This window comes from Methylobacterium pseudosasicola (assembly GCF_900114535.1).
In the GTDB taxonomy this organism is placed as follows: domain Bacteria; phylum Pseudomonadota; class Alphaproteobacteria; order Rhizobiales; family Beijerinckiaceae; genus Methylobacterium; species Methylobacterium pseudosasicola.
The window spans coordinates 154,465-171,648 of sequence record NZ_FOTK01000004.1; the positions used below are offsets into that span (position 1 = coordinate 154,465).

Here is a 17,184-nt window from a genome sequence, read left to right on the forward strand (position 1 = left end):
GACGCTTCGGTCCTACGGAGGAAGCACGATGAGCGAAGAGAGAGCGGTGCTGGCGGGCGGCTGCTTCTGGGGCATGCAGGACCTGATCCGGCGCCAGAAGGGCGTGCTCACCACCCGCGTCGGCTACACCGGCGGCGACGTGCCGAACGCGACCTACCGCAACCACGGCACCCATGCCGAGGCGATCGAGATCGTCTACGACCCGGCGAAGACGAGCTTCCGGCTCATCCTGGAGTTCTTCTTCCAGATCCACGACCCCACGACGCCGAACCGCCAGGGCAACGACCGGGGCCTGAGCTATCGGTCGGCCATCTACTATCTCGACGATGCGCAGCGCCGGGTCGCGGAGGAAACCATCGCCGATGTCGACGCGTCGGGGCTCTGGCCGGGCAAGGTGGTGACCGAGGTGGCGCCGGCGGGGCCGTTCTGGGAGGCCGAGCCGGAGCATCAGGACTACCTGGAGCGTCGGCCGGACGGCTATACCTGCCACTTCATCAGGCCGAACTGGACGTTGCCGGCCAGGTCCCCGGCCACGCAGGACGCCTGAGCATCGATCGCCGGCGCCGGCGCGACGTCGTTCGCGGCCGGCGCCTGCTCGACCGTGACGAAGCTCCGGCCCGCGCGGTGATCGCGTGGATGCCGATGATGGGCGAGGCCGTCGATAGCTGATTCCGGTCCCCATGGACGGCGTCGCCCTGGCCCGAGAGATCGGCCGGCACGTCGGCGACCGACCCGCGGTGCCGACGTCCGATTGCAACGCGATCGGAAACGGCTCTAAGCCACATATCGACCCGGGGCGGCCTCGATCTCCTGCGCGAGCCTGATTCGGTCGAGCAGCTTTCCCGTATCCTTCGTCGGGTGACGACCCGGCGTCGCCAAGCATGGAGTGGGGCGACGTCTCCAAGGCCTTCGGGCCTTCCGACGTAACCGTGCGCGATGGACCGATCCGCCAGCCCCGAGTGTGATCTCACGATGCGTTCGACCCCACCGAGCGAGACGGCTCGCCTCCGGGCGCTGGAGAGCTACCGCCTGCTCGACACGCCGCGCGAGAGCGACTTCGACGAGATCGCGGAGGCTGCGGCGGAGCTCTGCGAAGCACCGATCGGCGTGGTCAACCTGATCGGCGACGGCCGTCAGTTCTTCAAGGCGGAGGTCGGCCTGGGCGTGCGCGAGACGCCCCTTGAATCGTCCTTCTGCCGCCAAGCCCTGCTGCAGGAAGATTTTCTCTACATCCAGGACGCCGCGCGCGATCCGCGGTTCATCGGAAACCCGCTCGTCGTCGGCGATCCCGGTTTGCGCTTCTACGCCGGGGCCCTGCTCAAGACGCCTGACGGCCATCCCGTCGGCACGGTCTGCGTTCTCGACACGAAGCCGCACGAGCTGACCGAGCGGCAGCGCAAGGGGCTGATGCGCCTGGCCCGGCAGACCATGGTGCAGATGGAGCTGCGCCGCGCGCTGCGGGAGCAGGCCGAGCAGCGCCTGCTGCACGAGCGCATCCTCGACAGCGCGACCGACTACGCGATCATCGCGACCGACGCCCGGGGCAACGTCACGCGCTGGAATGCGGGCGCCGAGAACGTGCTCGGCTGGAGTGAGGCGGAGATGCTGGGCCACTCGGCAGCGCTGTTCTTCACGCCGGAGGACCGTGCCGGCGCGCGGCCGGAAACCGAGATGGCGCTCGCGCTGGAGAACGGGAGCGCCCCCGACGAGCGCTGGCACCTGCGTAAGGACGGCAGCCGCTTCTGGGCCTCCGGAGAACTGATGCCCCTGAAGGCGGATGACGGCGACGTCATCGGCTTCCTCAAGATCCTGCGCGATCGCACCGCGCAGCGCGCGACCGAGGCGGCCCTGCAGGCGAGCGAGATGCGCTACCGCTCGCTGGTCGAGGTCAGCCCCCAGGTCGTGTGGTTCGGCGATGCCGCGGGCAACGTCACCTACTGCAACGCCTATTGGTACGATTACACGGGCTTGCCGCCCGGCGTGACCGGAGAGGCCAGCTGGATGTCCGTCATCCATCCCGATTACCGCGAGTCCACGCGGCAGGCTTGGCTCGCGGCGGCGACCTCGGGACGGTCCTACGAGATTGAGTTCCCGCTTCGGCGCGCGGACGGTGAATACCGCTGGTTCCTGTCCCGGGCGAAGCCGATCTTGGACGCGGACGGGACCGTCCAGAGCTGGATCGGGACGTCGCTCGACATCCACGAGCGCAAGGTCGCCGAGCGCCGCTTCGAGGCCCTGACCGAGCTCGCCCCGGCGATCATCTGGTTCGGTACGCCCGATGGCGGCGTCAGCTACCTTAACGACCGCTGGTTCGTCTACACCGGACAGACGCCGGAGCAGGCGCTGCCCTCCGGTTGGGCCGAAGCCATCCACCCGGACGACTTGGACGGCCTACTGCGCGCCTGGGACGAGGCCCGCGCGCGGGAGACCGTCTACGACACCGAGGCGCGCCTGCGCCGCTATGACGGGCAATATCGGTGGTACCTGATCCGCGCCGAGCCGATGCGCGAGGCCGGGGGTGCCGTCACGGGCTGGCTCGGCAGCAACACCGATATCCATGACCGCAGGCAGATCGAAGAGGACCTGCGCAAGGCGCGCGAGCAGCTGCGCCTCGCCGTCGAGGCGACCGGGACCGGCATCTTCGATTACGACCTCGTCGCCGACGTGCTGGAATGGGACCTGCGCACCCGCGCCTTCTTCGGCCTGGGACCGGACGCGCCCGTCAACCTCGACGTCTACCTGGCCCGCCTGCACCCGGACGATCGGGCCAGGGCGGATGAGGCGGTCCAGGCCGCGCTCGATCCGGCCGGCAAGGGCGCCTACGACATCACGTACCGCGTTGTCGTCCCCGAGGAGGGTGTCGAGCGCTGGGTCTCGGCCAAGGGCCAGACGCTGTTCGAGGGCGGCCGACCGGTGCGCCTCATCGGCACAGCGCGCGACGTCACCGAGAGCCGGAAGGCGGAGCAGACCCTGCGCGAGACCGAGGAGCGCTACCGGCTGGCCTCGCGCGCCACCAACGACGCGATCTGGGACTGGAACCTCACGACGAACCAGATCCTATGGAACGAAGCCCTCCAGACCGCCCACGGCTATGGGCCGGACGCCATCGAACCCACCGGCGATTGGTGGATCGCCCATATCCACCCCGACGACCGGGCGCGCATCGACGCCTCGATCCATGCGGTCATCGACGGCACCGGCCTCGTCTGGAGCAACGAATACCGCTTCCAGCGGGCGGACGGCGCCTACGCCAGCATCCTCGATCGCGGCTACGTCATCCGCGCCGGCGACGGCCGGGCCATCCGCATGATCGGCGCCATGCTCGACATCACGGCGCGCAAGCGGGCCGAGGAGCACCAGCGCCTGCTCACCGGCGAGCTTCAGCACCGGGTCAAGAACACCCTGGCCCTCGTCCAGGCCATCGCCAGCCAGACCCTGCGCGGCGCCACCGATGTCGACGCCATGCGCGAGGCGTTCGCGTCCCGCCTGATCTCGCTGGGACGCGCCCACGATATCCTCACCGCGTCGAGCTGGACCGAGGCTCCCATCCAAGAGGTGGTGGACGGGGCGCTGGCGGTGCATCGCGGCGTCGCCCCGCACCGCATCCGCGTGAGCGGCCCGAACGTTCCCTTGGCGGCCAAATCCGCGCTGTCGCTGGCGCTCGCCCTGCACGAACTCGCCACCAACGCGACGAAGTACGGAGCGCTCGCGAACGAATCCGGCGCCGTGGACCTGTGCTGGCACGTCGTGCACGCGGATGGCACCTCACGCTTCTGCCTGACCTGGTCGGAGCAGGGCGGCCCGCCGATCCTCGCGCCGCCGACCCGCCGGGGCTTCGGCTCGCGCCTGATCGAGCGCAGCTTCGCCGCGGAGGTGGGCGGGCAAGTCCGGCTCACCTACGCCCCGACCGGCCTCGTCTGCCACCTGGAAGCGCCCCTCCGCGCCATGCAGGACCATCGCGACGAGGCGGCGGCCTGATCATCGGTTTTCGCCGTCCGTCGCGGTGGTCGTTCAGGATCTCCACGACCATGGCGCGATCCGCGGCGATGGCGTCGCGGACCTTGGCGATGTCGGCCGGGTTCGGGTCGTCTCCGCCGCCGTCAGCAGCAGGTCGGTCCCGGTAGCCGAGGTCCGCCCGTCGCCGCTCGGCGCATGCACGTGCCTGTCGTTCCGTTGCCGCAGCCGTAGCGCCTCGGTTTCCGTTCCCATGTCCCTTGTCCCGACCCGGCCCCCAAGCTGGAACGCCCGGGGCACGACGGTCGGGGGCCTACCGCTCCCTAGGCATCTCGCCGAGCTGGGAAGACGCCGCTCCTCGGCGCTCAGGGCTTTCGGATGGCCCCTTGAACCACAGTGGCGCTTGCAATCCTTGACTCTGCGGCGGCAGGGGATCGCCCAGGCAAACGCGTCCTTGCTGCGCTTGTAAGGCCACGATTTGGACGCTGGCTATGAGCGGGGGGCCGTGTCATGGCTTGGTCGGTGACTGATCATTCCGTCTGCCTCCATCCCGTGCCGCCTGACAGCCTCGGCTGGTCCAGCTTCTTCGACGACCAGCTGGAGCGCCACGAGACCGATCTCGCTCGCATGCGGATCGCCACCGTCCACCGCTCCCGCCTGACCGCTCTTTCGCTCACCGGACCGGTCAAGCTGACGCTCCCGGTTCACACCAACACCGGCGATTTCGCGGTGGGCGATTGGGTGCTGGTCGATCCTCGGACTCAGACCCTGCACCGCCGCCTGAACCGCAAGTCGGTCCTGGAGCGCCGCACCGAAGGCAGCCGGACGCCGCAGGCGGCCGCGGCCAATGTCGATACGCTGTTCGTCGTCACATCCTGCAACGCGGATTTCAATCCGGCTCGGCTCGAGCGCTATCTGGCTCTGGCCAACCAGGGCGGCGCACATCCGGTGATCCTGCTCACCAAGGCGGACACCGCGGCCGATGTGCAAACCTACCAGCGCCAGGCTGCCGAGCTGCAGCGCGGTCTGGCGGTCGTGACCGTCAATCCCCGTCTCCCGGAGGCTGCAAGTGTCTTGTCGCCGTGGTGCGGCGTCGGGCAGACCGTCGCCCTGGTCGGCTCCTCGGGTGTCGGCAAATCGACTCTGGTGAACACTCTGACCGGCTTGGATCAGGAGGGCGCCCAGGAGACCGGAAGCATCCGCGAGCACGACGCGAAAGGACGCCACACCACGACGGCGCGCTCGCTGCACGCCATCGCCGGCGGCGGCTGGGTCATCGACACGCCCGGGATGCGAACGCTTCAGGTCAGCGACGCGGCCGACGGCATCGCGACCCTGTTCGCCGAGATCACCGAGCTCGCGCCCGCGTGCCGGTTCCGCGACTGCACGCATGCCCACGAACCCGGCTGCGCCGTGCGGGCCGCCGTTGCCGACGGCCGGCTGGATCCGGAGCGGCTGACCCGATGGCGCAAGCTGCTCACCGAGAACCGCGACAACACCCCGGTTTCCTCCGGGCCGCGCGGTCGTCAAAAGGCCGGCCGATAGGCGTCTCCATCAATTCGTGATCCGCACAGAGGCGAGCGCTGCGCTGAACAGCTGTTGCATCGCTTGATTGATGTCGCCGTCCGTTGTGACGGGGAAATACAAGCCGTCCGTGGCGCAGCTTTTCAGCATCGGACCTATGTTGTTCTCGAATGGTTTGACGTTGGCGTTGTAAAAATCATTATTATATAGTGGCAGATATTGAGTGTATATGATGCCGATCTTGATGTTGTTGTTTTTCATTGCCTGACACGTAGACGGGCTGATGGCGCTGATGAAGCGATTATTGTTGATTTTGAAGCCGGCATTTTGATTGCTCATCGTGCCGTCGATGGGCGTATCCTGCACGCCGTCCGTCACAAAAAACAGAAACCGTATCGGCGTCTGCGCGGTCACGCCATTGCCGCTGGCCGGGATCGTGGTCGTCATCTTGGCGATCGCACGCTCATAGGCGGTCTGACTGTCGCGCTGGTCCTGATAAGAATAAGCCAGGTCGATCTGATTGGAGGCGGTTTTTACTTGATCAAGGGAGGGCGTCAGCTGGATCAGTCGCGTTTGTATGTCGCTGAAGGTCCACATCTCCATTCGGAATTGCTGCGTCAGGTTCATGCTCGATTTCGCGGAATCGACGAGGTTGGACACAGAGTCGCGAAGAACCTGGATGCGAAGCTTTATGTTGTTACGCTTGGCGATATTATAGTTATCGTTCGTGTTTTCAGTGCCGTTACTGTTGAGGAGATGGCAGGCGAAAGCGCAGCCGCCCGCCACGCGTTGCATGTTGGAGATATCGGTTGCGGTCGCCGCCAGTCCCATGGATGGCGAGTTGTCCAGCAGCAAGTAAAAATCTATGTACTGTGCAACATTTCGAACGCTGCCCGATTGCCCTGAAATATTCATCGTCGTGACGTTCATCATGCTGCCGAGCGTCGTGCGCACGGTCGCCGTGTAGCTCGCTGTCAGTCCGACTTGGGTGACGCCCGGCAATGGAAGGGCGACGAACGAGGTGATCGTGACGCCTCCCAGCTTTGCGGCATCCGCCATGAACTGCGTGCGCGCGCTGGCGAGCATGTCGGAGGTCATGACGTTCGTCTTCTGCGTGATGACGCCGAGGACGGCAGCATCGACCGCTGCGTCGAGCTGAGCTTTGGCGGCATTGCGCCGACCATAATCGACGGCTGAACCCGCAGCATAAAGCATTGGAACGACCATCAAGGCGAAGATGATCGCCACCTGCCCGCTTCGCGCCTTCGAGAAACGCCGCGCGAGATGTTGAAGGAAGCCCTTTCGCTCCGGGCGCGCTGTCGCGTCGCGCCGGGTTCGCCACGCGCTCAGTAGGTCGGGCACTTCGATCCTCCCGGCATCACCACCTCGCCCTTGTCGAGGCGTTGCGCCCACGAGATCTGGCGGCTGAACACCAGCCCTCTGGCCCCAAAGATCGTTTGATAAAGCTTCGAGCCAATGATCGGCGCGTAGGACACGGTGACCTCAGCTAAAACATAACGGGCGCCGTCGTATTGAAAGGTCGCAGGCGTGGCCGGCAGACCGCTGTTGCCGTTGAGCGTGAGGACCGGGCGGGCGTTTTGCGGGTAACTCGAGCAGATGCCGCCGTAGAGCGAGCCGGAAATGCTTTCGACACCCATGGCATGGATGGCGACCTGTAAGTTGGACGTCGGATAGGGGCGCATGATCGAACCGGCGGCATTGACGATTGCGGCCATGTCGGTCGTCGTCGGACTGCCGTTGGTCGCGCGCCCCGAGAGGTCGGCGATGGTGCGCGCATACAGGGTGGTCTTTCTTCCCGTGTCGATGGCACGCACGAGTTCCGTCAGCCCGAAGTAAAGCGTGATGAGCAGCGGCAGGATCATCGCGAACTCGATGGCTGCGACGCCGCCTGCGTCGCGCCGGAAGCGCGCCAGTCGCTGTGCGGACAAGACCATCGGGGGGTTGCTCAGGAGCTGGACGGGCAAGCGGCGGTCGAGTTGAATGGCTCGACTTGGAAGACGGTCGCGGCTTGGATCAGGCGCCGCCGGTTCGGCAGCGTCGCGTAGGCAGCCCCCAGCAGAGGGAAATAGACCGGTACATCGATGGCCGCCTGAACGACGACGACGTCGCCGGCCCGCGCGCAGGTGTAGGACGGGAAATTCGTATTCCAGTCCGAAATGCCCGTCGTCGCGTTCGTGGCTGTCGCCTGCACGGGGGTGGCCGAGCCAAAGCTCGCAGCCTTCGTGATGCTGACCCGCACGTTGGCGCAGGGAAAAACCGTGATGCGTGCCCGGCCTCCGGGGTAGCACATGGCCGTGCGGAAATTGTTGAGCAGGGTCGTCGTGTCGGTGATGCTTGTATTGGCCGTCTGGAATTGACCCGTGTAGATTTGGCGGCCTGCGTCGGTCACCGCCTGCTGGAGGATCTCCTGCGCGAAATAGGTGACGCCGGCCTCCAAGATGGCGCCGGACAGCGCTAGAAACGGCAGCGCGACGAGGGCGAACTCGACTGCCGAGGCGCCGCCCTGGTGACGGGGTAAGGCATGAAGCGCGCGCAGGATCGAACGGCGGACGGTGCGGGATGCGCGCGCGGTCGTTGCACGACCGATCTCGCTCTCCCCCTGAAGGCCGATCCACATGGTCCGTGCGTCGCGTGAAGGCCCGAGATCCCCAAGCCGGGAGCCATCGTGTGACGGCCCCGCCATACTGACGGCGTGGGCCTTGCCAATCCGTTGCCGGAATCGGCGTGATTACCAGACGATGGCGTCAATCTGGCGCCTGGTTACCAATCGATATCAAGACAAAAGGCCTAAATGCCCTCTCAAAGGGGCAATTCGATAGCGACAGAGGTGCCGGGGCAGCCCTCCAGCCCGAAGCACGACACGCCGCGATCGGCACCGATCGAGCCGTCCGCCACGGCGCCCCCGCCACCGCCATGCGCCGGATGTCGTTGAGGGGGCCGTCGTTGCATGCAAAGACGAGCGGATCGACCGTCGAAAGCACGCGGTCCATGCCGGGATTGGTGGCGATCGGGGCCCGGATCTGCGCGGCGGCCACCGCCGAGACGCTGAACGTGTTGGTCAGCCCGACCGATTTGCCGAACCCGTTCAGGACCGTGACGGACGGCACCCGGTCGCGGACCACATCGCCGCCATGCGGGCGCACCACCGCGCCCCCTCTGCACGGGCTCCTCGGCGAGGGTGGAGTAGCCTGTTGTCCTGGGCCGACCCCGTTTCACGGAGGCCCGACCGCCGGGAAGCGGTCGGGCGCCGCTGGTCGGTCAGGCGACCTTCTGCGCGGGTGAGCCGAGGCCCAGCTCGACGCGGAACAGCGCCTCCATCTCGCGGCGGACGCGGATGGCCGGGTGGTCGGCGTCGTAGGCCACGTCGCTCCAGCGGACTGCGCGGCCGGCCGGGACGTCGTGGGTCAGCACGAGGTTGTGCGCCAAGCCGATCGGCAGGGCGTCCTGCGCCAGGGACTCGGCCGTCGGCATCAGCTTGCCGTAGACCGTGAAGCCACCCTCGCCGTCGAGCCGCTCACCGGCCTTCAGGGCGCGCTTGGCGGTGGCCGCCACGTCGCCGCGCCAGGCGCCCGTCGCGCCCGTCGCCTCGCCGCGCACCGCGATGGAGGCGACCGAGATCCCGAGTTCGAGGCCGATCAGGTGGTAGGGCTTGTAGGTGGCGGCGTAGCGGCCGCTGGCGTCGGTCTTCAGCCCGTATTGCGCGAAGCACTCCTGCACGTAGCGGCTCGGCGCCGCGAACACCGCGAAGACGCCCCAGCGCAGGTCCCGGAAGACCGGGCGCCCGTCCCGCTCCAAAGAAGAGACCACCTCGACGGTGCCGCGCTCGGTCAGGATGCCGCCATCCGCCACCGGCCGCAGGAGCGTGGGCAGGTCGTCGACCCCGCAGGCCGGGAAGGCCAGACCGTCGCGCGGCGGGGTCAGGTCGCAGGCATTGGCCACCGCGGCCATCTCCAGGGCCGACTTGGTGCCGTCCAGGAAGGAGTTGAACATCTGCGGGTTGAAGTCGCCGCCCGCGACCTGCTCGTCGCTGAAGCCGTAATGGCCCCAGACCGTGTCGGGGGTGGAGGCGTGATAGGCCGGCAGGTACTTCGTGCCCTTGCCGGCGCAGATCACCTCCAGGCCGATGGTGCGCGCCCAGTCGACCAGCTCGGCGATGAGCGCCGGCTGGTCGCCGGAAGCCATGGAGTAGATCACCCCGGCCTCCGCGGCCCGGCGGGCCAGGAGCGGGCCGGCGAGCACGTCGGCCTCGACGTTGACCATGATGATGTGCTTGGCGTGCGCGCAGGCCTTGAGGGCGTGGTGGATGCCGGCGGCCGGGCTGCCGGTGGCGTCGATGACGATGTCCACGAACGGGCTGGCGATCAGGGCGTCGGCATCGTCGGTGACGCAGGTCGCGCCGGTCCGTGCGGCCTCCTCCAGGGTCGGGGCCGCGAAGCGGGCCTCGTCCCAGCCCACCCGCCGCAGCGCCTGGCGGGCGCGATCCGGCGAGAGGTCGGCCAGGGCGGTGAGGTGGATGCCCGGCGTCCGGGGCGCCTGCGACAGGTACATAGAGCCGAACTTGCCGGCGCCGATCAGGCCGACGCGGACCGGGTTCCCCGCGCTGGCGCGGCGCTGCAGCTTGGCGAACATCGACATGGCACTCTCCCGGCGGTTCCGCGGTCGGTCGGACGTCCGTGCCCGCCGCGTTGCATGGTCTTGCCGGTTCGGCATTATCATGCGTTTCCGCGCCTGCCCATGCGGTGACCGCTGCGCTCGGGTCCGGATGGGGGCGCCTGGCCTCCGGCGCGGCTCTCCTGCTCCTGTTCCAGAAGCCACCGGCGGAAGGCGCGGATCTTCTCCAGCTCCCGGTCCCGTTCGCGGTAGCAGATGAAGTGCAGGTCCCGGTACAGGCTCGCGAGCCGGCCATCGCCGAGCCGCAGGAGCTGCCCGGCGCCGAGCTCGTCCTGCGCGAACCGCAGGCTCTCCAATGCGACCCCCAGACCCTGGATGGCCGCCGCGATCACCAGGGAGCCGCGGTCGAAGGCCGGCCCGGAGGGGGCGGCCGGAGCGGGAAGGCCGTTCTGGGCGAACCAGTCCGGCCAGCGCACGGGGCTGAACGAGGAATCCAGCCGGGTGAAGCCCTGGATGGCGGCGGGCTCGATCGGCCCGATCGCCCGGGCAAGATCCGGCGTGCACAGGGCCGCGATCTCCTCGGGACCTAAGGACTCGACCGCCAGGCCCGGGCCGCGCGGCGGCTGGCCATAGGCGATCAGGATATCGATCTCTTCGTGCCGGCCGAGGTCGATCGGGTCGGCGTTGCTCGAGAGGCGGATGCCGATCTCGGGATGGGCCGCCACGAAGGCGTGTAGCCGGGGCCCGAGCCACTTGGCGGCGAAGCTCGGTGTGCAATGGACAGCCAACGCCGAGGGCGGTGGTGGGCTGAACTCGGCGCAGAGCGCCTCGATCGCGTCGAAGGCCTGCCCGAGGCCGGCACAGAGGCGTGCGCCGTCGGGTGTGAGGGTCGCCTGGCGGTTGGCGCGCCGGAACAGGGGCCGCCCGAGGGTGCGTTCGAGGGCGCGGATCTGATGGCTCACCGCCGAGGGCGTCAGGTGCAGCTCCTCGCTCGCCCTGGCGAAGCTGCCGAGGCGCGCGGCTGCCTCGAAGGCCCGCAGGGCGGGAAAGCTCGGGATCCGCCGCATCCTGCAATCCGTGAATTGGATTCACGAAAACCGTGAAAAATCGTCGTTTGTCAAGGCAAGCGGGCGGCACGATAGTGCCGGTCAGACCGCGAAGACGGCCGAAACGACGAAGACCGAGGAAACGCATCGGGTGGCTCGGGCCGCCCAAAGGAAGGGCACGCCATGCTCAACGACCATGCCCATGACGGCGACGTCGCCATCGACCTGCCCAATGACAGCGCCGGCCGCAAGCGGACTTCGATCTACCAGCCCGAGCAGGCGGGCCTGATCTTCCCGGAGATCCCGCACTTCGCCAGCCACGCCGAGGAGCGGGAATACCGCAAGCAGCACCTCGTGGCGGCCTGCAGGGCCTTCGCGATGCACGGCTTCGATTACGGCTTCGCCGGGCACCTGACGATCCGCGACCCCGAGCGTCCGGAGCTGTACTGGACCAACCCGATGTGCGTGCACTTCTCGCAGGTGCGGATGTCGAACCTGATCCTCGCCGACCACAAGGGCGACGTGGTCGAGGGGCGCTACGCGATCAACCGCGCGGGCTTCGTGCTTCACGCCGCGGTGCACGACGAATACCCCGACGTCATGGCGATGTGCCACGCGCACACGACCTACGGCACCGCCTGGTGCGCCACCGGCCGGCCGCTGGACATGATCAGCCAGGATGCCGCCGCCTTCTACAACAGCCACGCGGTGATCGGCGCCTCGGCCGGCGCCGTGGCGGTGGAGAAGGCCAGCGGCCTCTCGGTGGCCCAGCAGATCGGCCGCAACCGCGGCGTGCTGCACCAGAACCATGGCCTGCTCACCTGCAGCCGTCACAGCATCGACGACGCGGCGTTCTGGTTCATCGCCCTGGAGCGGGCCTGCCAGCAGCAGCTCCTGGTCGAGGCCACCGGGATCAAGCCGCAACTCCTCTCGGAGAAGACGGCCCGCTACAGCCGCGAGCATGTCGGCAGCGACTATATCGGCTGGCTGCACTTCCAGACGCTCTACAGCCACATCGCCGAGACCCAGCCCGACATGTTCGACTGAGGCAGTGACGGGCCGGGGAAGGCGTCCTTTCCAGTCTTCGGCCCCGATTGTCCCGCCAAGCGTGCACCGCCAAGTCTTTGTCGAAGCGGTTCTATCAACCTCCCCGTCATTCCGGGGCGCTGTAGGCGAACCCGGAATCTAAAGCCGCCGCCGGCGCAAGAGCTTGCTCCCCCTACGTGTCTGGCTTCCGGGCTCCGCTTCGCGGCCCCGGAATGACGGGGTTGGTGCCGAAATTATAGAGATCAGTCCCCGATCCACGGGAGAATAGCCGGATCTTCCGCTGTCGCAGGCCTTCAGACGCGCCGCAGGCGGATTTGCTTGTCGATAACCTACCATCCCGGCAACCTTTCCGGCTTGGCGCGGGTCGTCCTCGTGGCGCGACGCGGAGGCCGGCATGATGGGATTGGGCGTGTTCTGTGTGGTGGCCGGCGCGAGCCTGGCCGCCGCATCCTTGTGGGCGCCCCGGTACCGGGCCCTCCTCGAAGGGATGGGTGGGTGCCTGTTCCTGGTCGGGCTGGGCTGTGCCGGCGCGGATCTGGCACTCGCGTCCTGATCCGCGCCGAGAGGCGGGAATGATTCAGCGGGTTTTTGAGGGGCGGGGTTGCCAAGCTTGACCATATGGGCCAGCCTGTACGTAAGTAATGCGTCCCGATTGGAGCTGCCCAGGAGTGCCAATGCTGGTCAATCACACGCGCCGCTTGCTCAATAAAGCTGCCGAATCCGGCGATTATCGGATCTCCGTTCAACGAAAGCCGAATGCATCGTGGCCCGGTGATTACAGCCGGCTCACGGCCCTCGAGAGCGTCGGCCATCTGGAGCGGATCGATCACGGCGACGAACGCGCGATCTGGCAGATCACCTCCGCCGGGCTAACGCAGCTTCAGACCTTCGCCGGGGGAGACGCGTGATGGCCTCGATCAAGATCCGCGCGACCGATGACGGCACCTTCGTGGTCTATCGCAACGGCGCGGCCGTCGCCTCCGGGCTGACCCGCGACCAGGCCGAGCGCTGCGCCACGGTCCTGGGCTGGATCGCGCCACATTCCTGAGCGGGGAGGGGGAATCGGCGGTAAGGGATCGTTAACCCTGTCAGCCTACCCCGAACACACCAGCCGATCGCTGGCCTTCCACGCCCATCCGATTTCGCCCCTCAACACGGGTGGGCGTGGAAGCCTAACCCCTGCGCGCGATCCGCTTCAGAGCGCGCGGGCGTAGCCGGGCAGCAGGTCGATGGCCTGGGCGGTGGCCTGGGACAGGCGCACCTCGGTCAGCGTGACCTCGGCCCCGTCCTTCACGGCCTCCTTGACGATCTGCACGCCGCTGTCGGGATTGTCCGCGATGACCGCGTAGAACACCGTCAGCAGGTTTTCCGGGGCGTCCTCGTCCCGGCGCGCGACCTTCACGATGAAGGCGGTTTGGTTCGGCTCGATCATGGCAGGCGTCGCATTCCGTTCCTGACGTGGAGAGACAACCCGACGGTCAGGCCGCGGTCAGGCGCTTGGTGTTGAACGCCACGTGCTCACGATAGCGGGCGATCACCGTCTCGGGCGAGCCGCCCATCATGAGCGTGGTCATGGCCTCGCCGGCGGCGTGCATCTTCTCGGTGATCATGGATTGCGCTTCGGCCATCCCCTCTCGGCCGCCCCAGGCGAGTCGGACCAGGCGCAGTTCGATCACGCGCTGGGCCTCGAGGGCCAGCATCATCGACGAGAAGAAGGGATTGTACACGGCTCACTCCGAACCGCGGCAGATGCGGCAGGGCTTAAACTCGGCGCTCGCCCGGAATGATCCGTCAGGGCCACGCGGGGCGGACCCGCGTTTCGGGCCCGCCGGCCTGTCGGCGCGGCGGGTCCTAATCTGGATCAGCCCCGCGCGAGCCGGTCGCGGATGAGCTTGTGGAGGGCGCGCAGGTCGCTGCCGAACTGGCGGATGCCTTCGGCGAGCTTTTCGGTCGCCATGGCGCTCTCGTTCATCTCCCAGCGGAACGAGAACTCGTCGGTCGCCGGCACCTCGGGCGGCTCGCCGTAGGAGTCGGGCGACAGGGCGCGGGGGAGGTGGCCCTCCGTCGCGGCGAGCTCTTCCAGGAGCTTGGGCGAGATGGTTAGGCGGTCACAGCCGGCGAGCGCCTGGATCTGATCGATGTTGCGGAACGAGGCGCCCATCACGACGGTCTTGATTCCGCGCGCCTTGTAGGCGGCGTAGATCGCCCGCACCGACTGGACGCCCGGATCCTCGGCGCCCGTGTAGGTCTTGCCCTCGGCCTTGGCGTACCAATCGGTGATCCGCCCGACGAAGGGCGAGATCAGGAATACGCCGGCATCCGCGCAGGCCATGGCCTGGACCAGGGAGAACAGCAGGGTCAGGTTGCAGTCCACGCCCTCGCGCTGGAGCACGCGGGCTGCCTGGATGCCCTCCCAGGTGGAGGCGATCTTGATCAGCACCCGGTCGCGCGACACGCCGCGCTCGTCGTAGGCGCGGACGATGGCCCGGGCCTTCTCCAGCGTCCGGTCGGCGTTGAAGGACAGGTTGGCGTCGACTTCGGTGGAGACCCGGCCCGGCACCAGCTTGGTCAGCTCGACGCCCACCGACACGGCGAGCCGATCGGCCACCGCCTGGACGACATCCTCGGTCTCGCCGCCCTGCTTCTTGCCCCAGGAAACCGCCTCGTCGACGATCGGGGCGAGCCCCTCCATGCCGGCGGCCTTCAGCAGCAGCGACGGGTTGGTGGTGCAATCGACCGGCTTGAGCTTCTCGATGGCGCCGATGTCACCGGTATCGGCAACCACCACGGTCATGGTGCGGAGTTGATCGAGCAGCGATGTCATAGCGTACCTCGTGGATTGGCGCCCGACTGTCGGGCCGCCGCGCCCCTGCACCAGGAGATATAAGATGCGCCCCCGGAGGCTTCGACGCTGCGCGGCTTCAGCCGAATCGCCCGGCGCGTGCGCTCAGCGGGTTTCGTACCACGCCGGGGCTGATCAGCCGACCGTTCGCCAGTCCCGCAGCGACAGGGACCAGGCCTGCGCCTCGTGATAGGCCACGGCCATGCGGCCGTGGCTGAGGATCTTGGCGAGCATGACCCTGTCGCCCAGGGCGGTGATCTGGATCACGGTCGGGCCGTGGCCGGCATCGCCGACCAGGCAAGTCCCGACGCCCCACCCCTGCTCGCGGCAGATCTCCGCGGCGCAGCGGTGATCGTGCCGCGTCACGGATTGGCGCTGCGGGCAGCCGGCTGCGGATAGGACGGGTTGCCGCCCGGAACCGCGCTGCTGTTCGACGGCGCCGTCGCGCCGCCCGTGCCGCCCTCGCTGCCGGTGACCTGCTTGCGCGAAGCGCTCTGGCTCTGGCTGGCGTAATCCGGCGGCGAGCTCGCGCCCTGCCACGTCATCAGCCCGGCCAGGGCCGCGACCATGAGGCCGACGCTGGCGATCAGCACGATGAGCGCGGGCCGGCCGCGCTTGCCCTGCCGGCCGTCCTGACCGGAGAGTTGTTCTGCCATGGTGGAACCTCGTCGACCCGAAGCTGCGGGTCCTGGAGCGCGCACCGCCGAAAGGGATTCCGCTTCGGCGTCAGCGCGCGTGGGATGTAAGACAGGAACGGGCCGCCGGGCCAATAGGTCCGCCCCTGTGGCCTTATGCACCGGCCACGCAGGGCGAAACGTCGGGCTTCAGGCGGTGAAGACCAGCAGCAGCGCCCCGAGGCTACCGAGCGCAGTGACGCTGATCCCGCTCACGAAGGCGACGTCCCAGCCGGCGAACTTGTTGGTGATCGGCGCGAACCGATAGGCGGAATGCGTCACCAGCGCGCCGAGCACCGCGAGGGCCAGCGCGACCGACATCAAAATCGTCATGGGGTGTGATCCTTGTCCGCCAGTGGCGGGACTGACCGACCCTCCGCGGATACAGGCAACGGACCAGCGGGCCCAGGTATCTGCCCGTCGCGAAACCATCCGTGCCGCCGGTGACGCAGGCCCCGGCCCGTCGCGCCGTCTGCCGGCCCGATCCGGGCGGCCGATACACCCAAGCCGGCGGATCAAGACTACTTCTGGTCGATAACAACTGCGTCAGTGGTGCAGGCATACCAGTGAAAATAACGTAGGTCAGGGAACCTGCTTGTGCGCAACCCGTTTGTGCCCCGCTGCCGACAGGGCAGGGATCCGCACCGGGAGCCCGACCGATCGTGACGGCGGACATTGAACTGAGACGCTTCGATCGGTCTATGCCGGCTCGCAAATCCCGTCTGTGCAAATCTCCGTGTGGATCCGGCCTCGATCTCGGCCGAATTTCCTAAGGAAGTTCGGTATAGCTGCCTAAAAGAATAGTACTTTTGTACCATTGAACGCGCGAAAGCTGCGCACATCTGATGTCCGGTCCGGGGTCTTCTCAAACGCAGCGAGGTACCCATGACCGAACGCACGAAATCACCCTCCGCCGAGCACCTCAAGGCTTCGGTGAAGGAGGCCATCGGCAAGCTCACCGGGGATGCCCGGGTCGAGGCCGAGGGCCAGCGTCAGAAGCGGGCGGCCCGGGCGGCCAAGGCGACCGAGACCCGCGACGACTGACCCCGTTTCAACCGGCGCCCCTCCCATCGGGCGCCATACCCCCGCACCTACCACAACCGGAGAACGACATGGTCGATATCGACAGGATCACGGGCGCCGCGAAGGAGCTCGGCGGCAAGGTCCAGGGCGCCGTCGGCGACCTCACCGGCTCGCGGAGCGACACGGTCGAGGGCCGCTTCCGCGAGGCGAGCGGGCAGGCCGAGAACCTCTACGGCCAGGCCAAGGACACCGTCCGCCATGCCGCCGATGAGGCCGCCGACTATGCCGAGGACGCCTATGAGCGCGGCGGCCATTACCTGCGCCGGGGCACCCGCGAGGTGAGCCACCAGGTCGCCGAGTACCCGCTCGCCTCCCTGCTCGTCGCCGGCCTTGCCGGCTTCGGCCTCGGCCTCCTGGTCAGCGCCAGCCGCGACTGAGCCCA

21 protein-coding genes are annotated in these 17,184 nt (G+C 67.8%); 9 read left to right on the top strand and 12 right to left on the bottom strand.

Annotated elements, in window-relative coordinates; translation table 11 throughout:
- The first annotated feature begins 28 nt into the window (after positions 1-28).
- The 3 genes from msrA (at position 29) to rsgA (ending at position 5,499) form a co-directional block, all read left to right on the top strand.
- Entirely contained in the window at positions 29-547 is a 519-nt protein-coding gene (gene msrA / locus BM228_RS05935; RefSeq protein ID WP_092038094.1) for a peptide-methionine (S)-S-oxide reductase MsrA, read from the top strand.
- A gap of 425 nt (positions 548-972) precedes the next feature.
- Positions 973-3,978: a PAS domain-containing protein gene (locus BM228_RS05940; RefSeq protein ID WP_092038096.1), complete on the top strand. Its 3,006-nt coding sequence runs from the start codon at positions 973-975 to the stop codon at positions 3,976-3,978.
- A gap of 486 nt (positions 3,979-4,464) precedes the next feature.
- Complete coding sequence (gene rsgA, locus BM228_RS05945) at positions 4,465-5,499, top strand: ribosome small subunit-dependent GTPase A (protein WP_092038098.1); 1,035 nt, start codon at positions 4,465-4,467, stop codon at positions 5,497-5,499.
- A gap of 9 nt (positions 5,500-5,508) precedes the next feature.
- On the opposite strand, the gene BM228_RS05950 is transcribed toward rsgA, so the two are convergent.
- The 6 genes from BM228_RS05950 to BM228_RS05975 all read right to left on the bottom strand — a co-directional run bounded on the left by BM228_RS05950 (position 5,509) and on the right by BM228_RS05975 (position 11,177).
- A complete protein-coding gene (locus BM228_RS05950) occupies positions 5,509-6,840 on the bottom strand; it encodes a TadE/TadG family type IV pilus assembly protein (protein WP_244537033.1) in 1,332 nt (443 codons plus the stop codon).
- The gene (locus tag BM228_RS05955; protein WP_092038099.1) at positions 6,825-7,433 is read right to left on the bottom strand and encodes a TadE/TadG family type IV pilus assembly protein; all 609 of its coding nucleotides are present in this window, start codon (positions 7,431-7,433) and stop codon (positions 6,825-6,827) included. The genes BM228_RS05950 and BM228_RS05955 overlap by 16 nt, the downstream gene beginning before the upstream one ends.
- A gap of 11 nt (positions 7,434-7,444) precedes the next feature.
- Positions 7,445-8,116 (bottom strand): TadE/TadG family type IV pilus assembly protein, encoded by a 672-nt coding sequence (locus tag BM228_RS05960; RefSeq protein ID WP_092038101.1) that lies wholly within the window; start codon positions 8,114-8,116, stop codon positions 7,445-7,447.
- 127 nt (positions 8,117-8,243) lie between these two features.
- The gene (locus BM228_RS05965; RefSeq protein ID WP_244537034.1) at positions 8,244-8,645 is read right to left on the bottom strand and encodes a P1 family peptidase; all 402 of its coding nucleotides are present in this window, start codon (positions 8,643-8,645) and stop codon (positions 8,244-8,246) included.
- 112 nt (positions 8,646-8,757) lie between these two features.
- Positions 8,758-10,134, bottom strand: a complete 1,377-nt coding sequence (locus tag BM228_RS05970; RefSeq protein WP_092038103.1) for an NAD(P)H-dependent oxidoreductase — start codon at positions 10,132-10,134, stop codon at positions 8,758-8,760.
- Positions 10,135-10,211: 77 nt separating this feature from the next.
- On the bottom strand, positions 10,212-11,177 hold the full coding sequence (locus BM228_RS05975) for a LysR substrate-binding domain-containing protein (RefSeq protein ID WP_092038105.1): 966 nt from the start codon (positions 11,175-11,177) through the stop codon (positions 10,212-10,214).
- 162 nt (positions 11,178-11,339) lie between these two features.
- Between BM228_RS05975 and BM228_RS05980 the strand changes: the two genes are divergently transcribed.
- From BM228_RS05980 to BM228_RS34525, 4 genes are all read left to right on the top strand, one after another.
- The gene (locus BM228_RS05980) at positions 11,340-12,203 is read left to right on the top strand and encodes a class II aldolase/adducin family protein (RefSeq protein ID WP_092038107.1); all 864 of its coding nucleotides are present in this window, start codon (positions 11,340-11,342) and stop codon (positions 12,201-12,203) included.
- Between the two features lie 394 nt (positions 12,204-12,597).
- Complete coding sequence (locus tag BM228_RS34520; RefSeq protein ID WP_167367668.1) at positions 12,598-12,756, top strand: hypothetical protein; 159 nt, start codon at positions 12,598-12,600, stop codon at positions 12,754-12,756.
- Between the two features lie 121 nt (positions 12,757-12,877).
- The gene (locus BM228_RS05985; RefSeq protein ID WP_092038109.1) at positions 12,878-13,111 is read left to right on the top strand and encodes a hypothetical protein; all 234 of its coding nucleotides are present in this window, start codon (positions 12,878-12,880) and stop codon (positions 13,109-13,111) included.
- Positions 13,111-13,251, top strand: coding sequence for a hypothetical protein (locus BM228_RS34525; RefSeq protein ID WP_167367669.1), 141 nt, complete (start codon positions 13,111-13,113; stop codon positions 13,249-13,251). The genes BM228_RS05985 and BM228_RS34525 overlap by 1 nt, the downstream gene beginning before the upstream one ends.
- 147 nt (positions 13,252-13,398) lie before the next feature.
- Here the strand turns inward: BM228_RS34525 and BM228_RS05990 are convergent, their stop codons facing one another.
- From BM228_RS05990 to BM228_RS06015, 6 genes are all read right to left on the bottom strand, one after another.
- Positions 13,399-13,635: a hypothetical protein gene (locus tag BM228_RS05990; RefSeq protein ID WP_092038111.1), complete on the bottom strand. Its 237-nt coding sequence runs from the start codon at positions 13,633-13,635 to the stop codon at positions 13,399-13,401.
- 46 nt (positions 13,636-13,681) lie between these two features.
- Positions 13,682-13,930, bottom strand: a complete 249-nt coding sequence (locus tag BM228_RS05995; RefSeq protein ID WP_092038113.1) for a hypothetical protein — start codon at positions 13,928-13,930, stop codon at positions 13,682-13,684.
- Between the two features lie 134 nt (positions 13,931-14,064).
- Positions 14,065-15,027: a transaldolase gene (gene tal / locus BM228_RS06000; protein WP_092038114.1), complete on the bottom strand. Its 963-nt coding sequence runs from the start codon at positions 15,025-15,027 to the stop codon at positions 14,065-14,067.
- A 153-nt stretch (positions 15,028-15,180) separates the two neighbouring features.
- Positions 15,181-15,411 carry a DUF7241 domain-containing protein gene (locus BM228_RS06005; RefSeq protein WP_092038116.1) on the bottom strand — a complete coding sequence of 77 codons (231 nt, stop codon included), beginning with the start codon at positions 15,409-15,411 and terminating at the stop codon, positions 15,181-15,183.
- The gene (locus tag BM228_RS06010; RefSeq protein WP_092038118.1) at positions 15,408-15,701 is read right to left on the bottom strand and encodes a hypothetical protein; all 294 of its coding nucleotides are present in this window, start codon (positions 15,699-15,701) and stop codon (positions 15,408-15,410) included. The genes BM228_RS06005 and BM228_RS06010 overlap by 4 nt, the downstream gene beginning before the upstream one ends.
- Positions 15,702-15,869: 168 nt before the next feature.
- The gene (locus tag BM228_RS06015) at positions 15,870-16,052 is read right to left on the bottom strand and encodes a hypothetical protein (RefSeq protein WP_092038120.1); all 183 of its coding nucleotides are present in this window, start codon (positions 16,050-16,052) and stop codon (positions 15,870-15,872) included.
- Between the two features lie 552 nt (positions 16,053-16,604).
- Here BM228_RS06015 and BM228_RS06020 point away from each other — a divergent pair.
- Both BM228_RS06020 and BM228_RS06025 read left to right on the top strand, forming a co-directional pair.
- On the top strand, positions 16,605-16,763 hold the full coding sequence (locus BM228_RS06020) for a CsbD family protein (RefSeq protein ID WP_092038122.1): 159 nt from the start codon (positions 16,605-16,607) through the stop codon (positions 16,761-16,763).
- A gap of 68 nt (positions 16,764-16,831) precedes the next feature.
- Positions 16,832-17,179 carry a CsbD family protein gene (locus BM228_RS06025; RefSeq protein WP_092038124.1) on the top strand — a complete coding sequence of 116 codons (348 nt, stop codon included), beginning with the start codon at positions 16,832-16,834 and terminating at the stop codon, positions 17,177-17,179.
- The last annotated feature ends 5 nt before the right edge of the window (positions 17,180-17,184 follow it).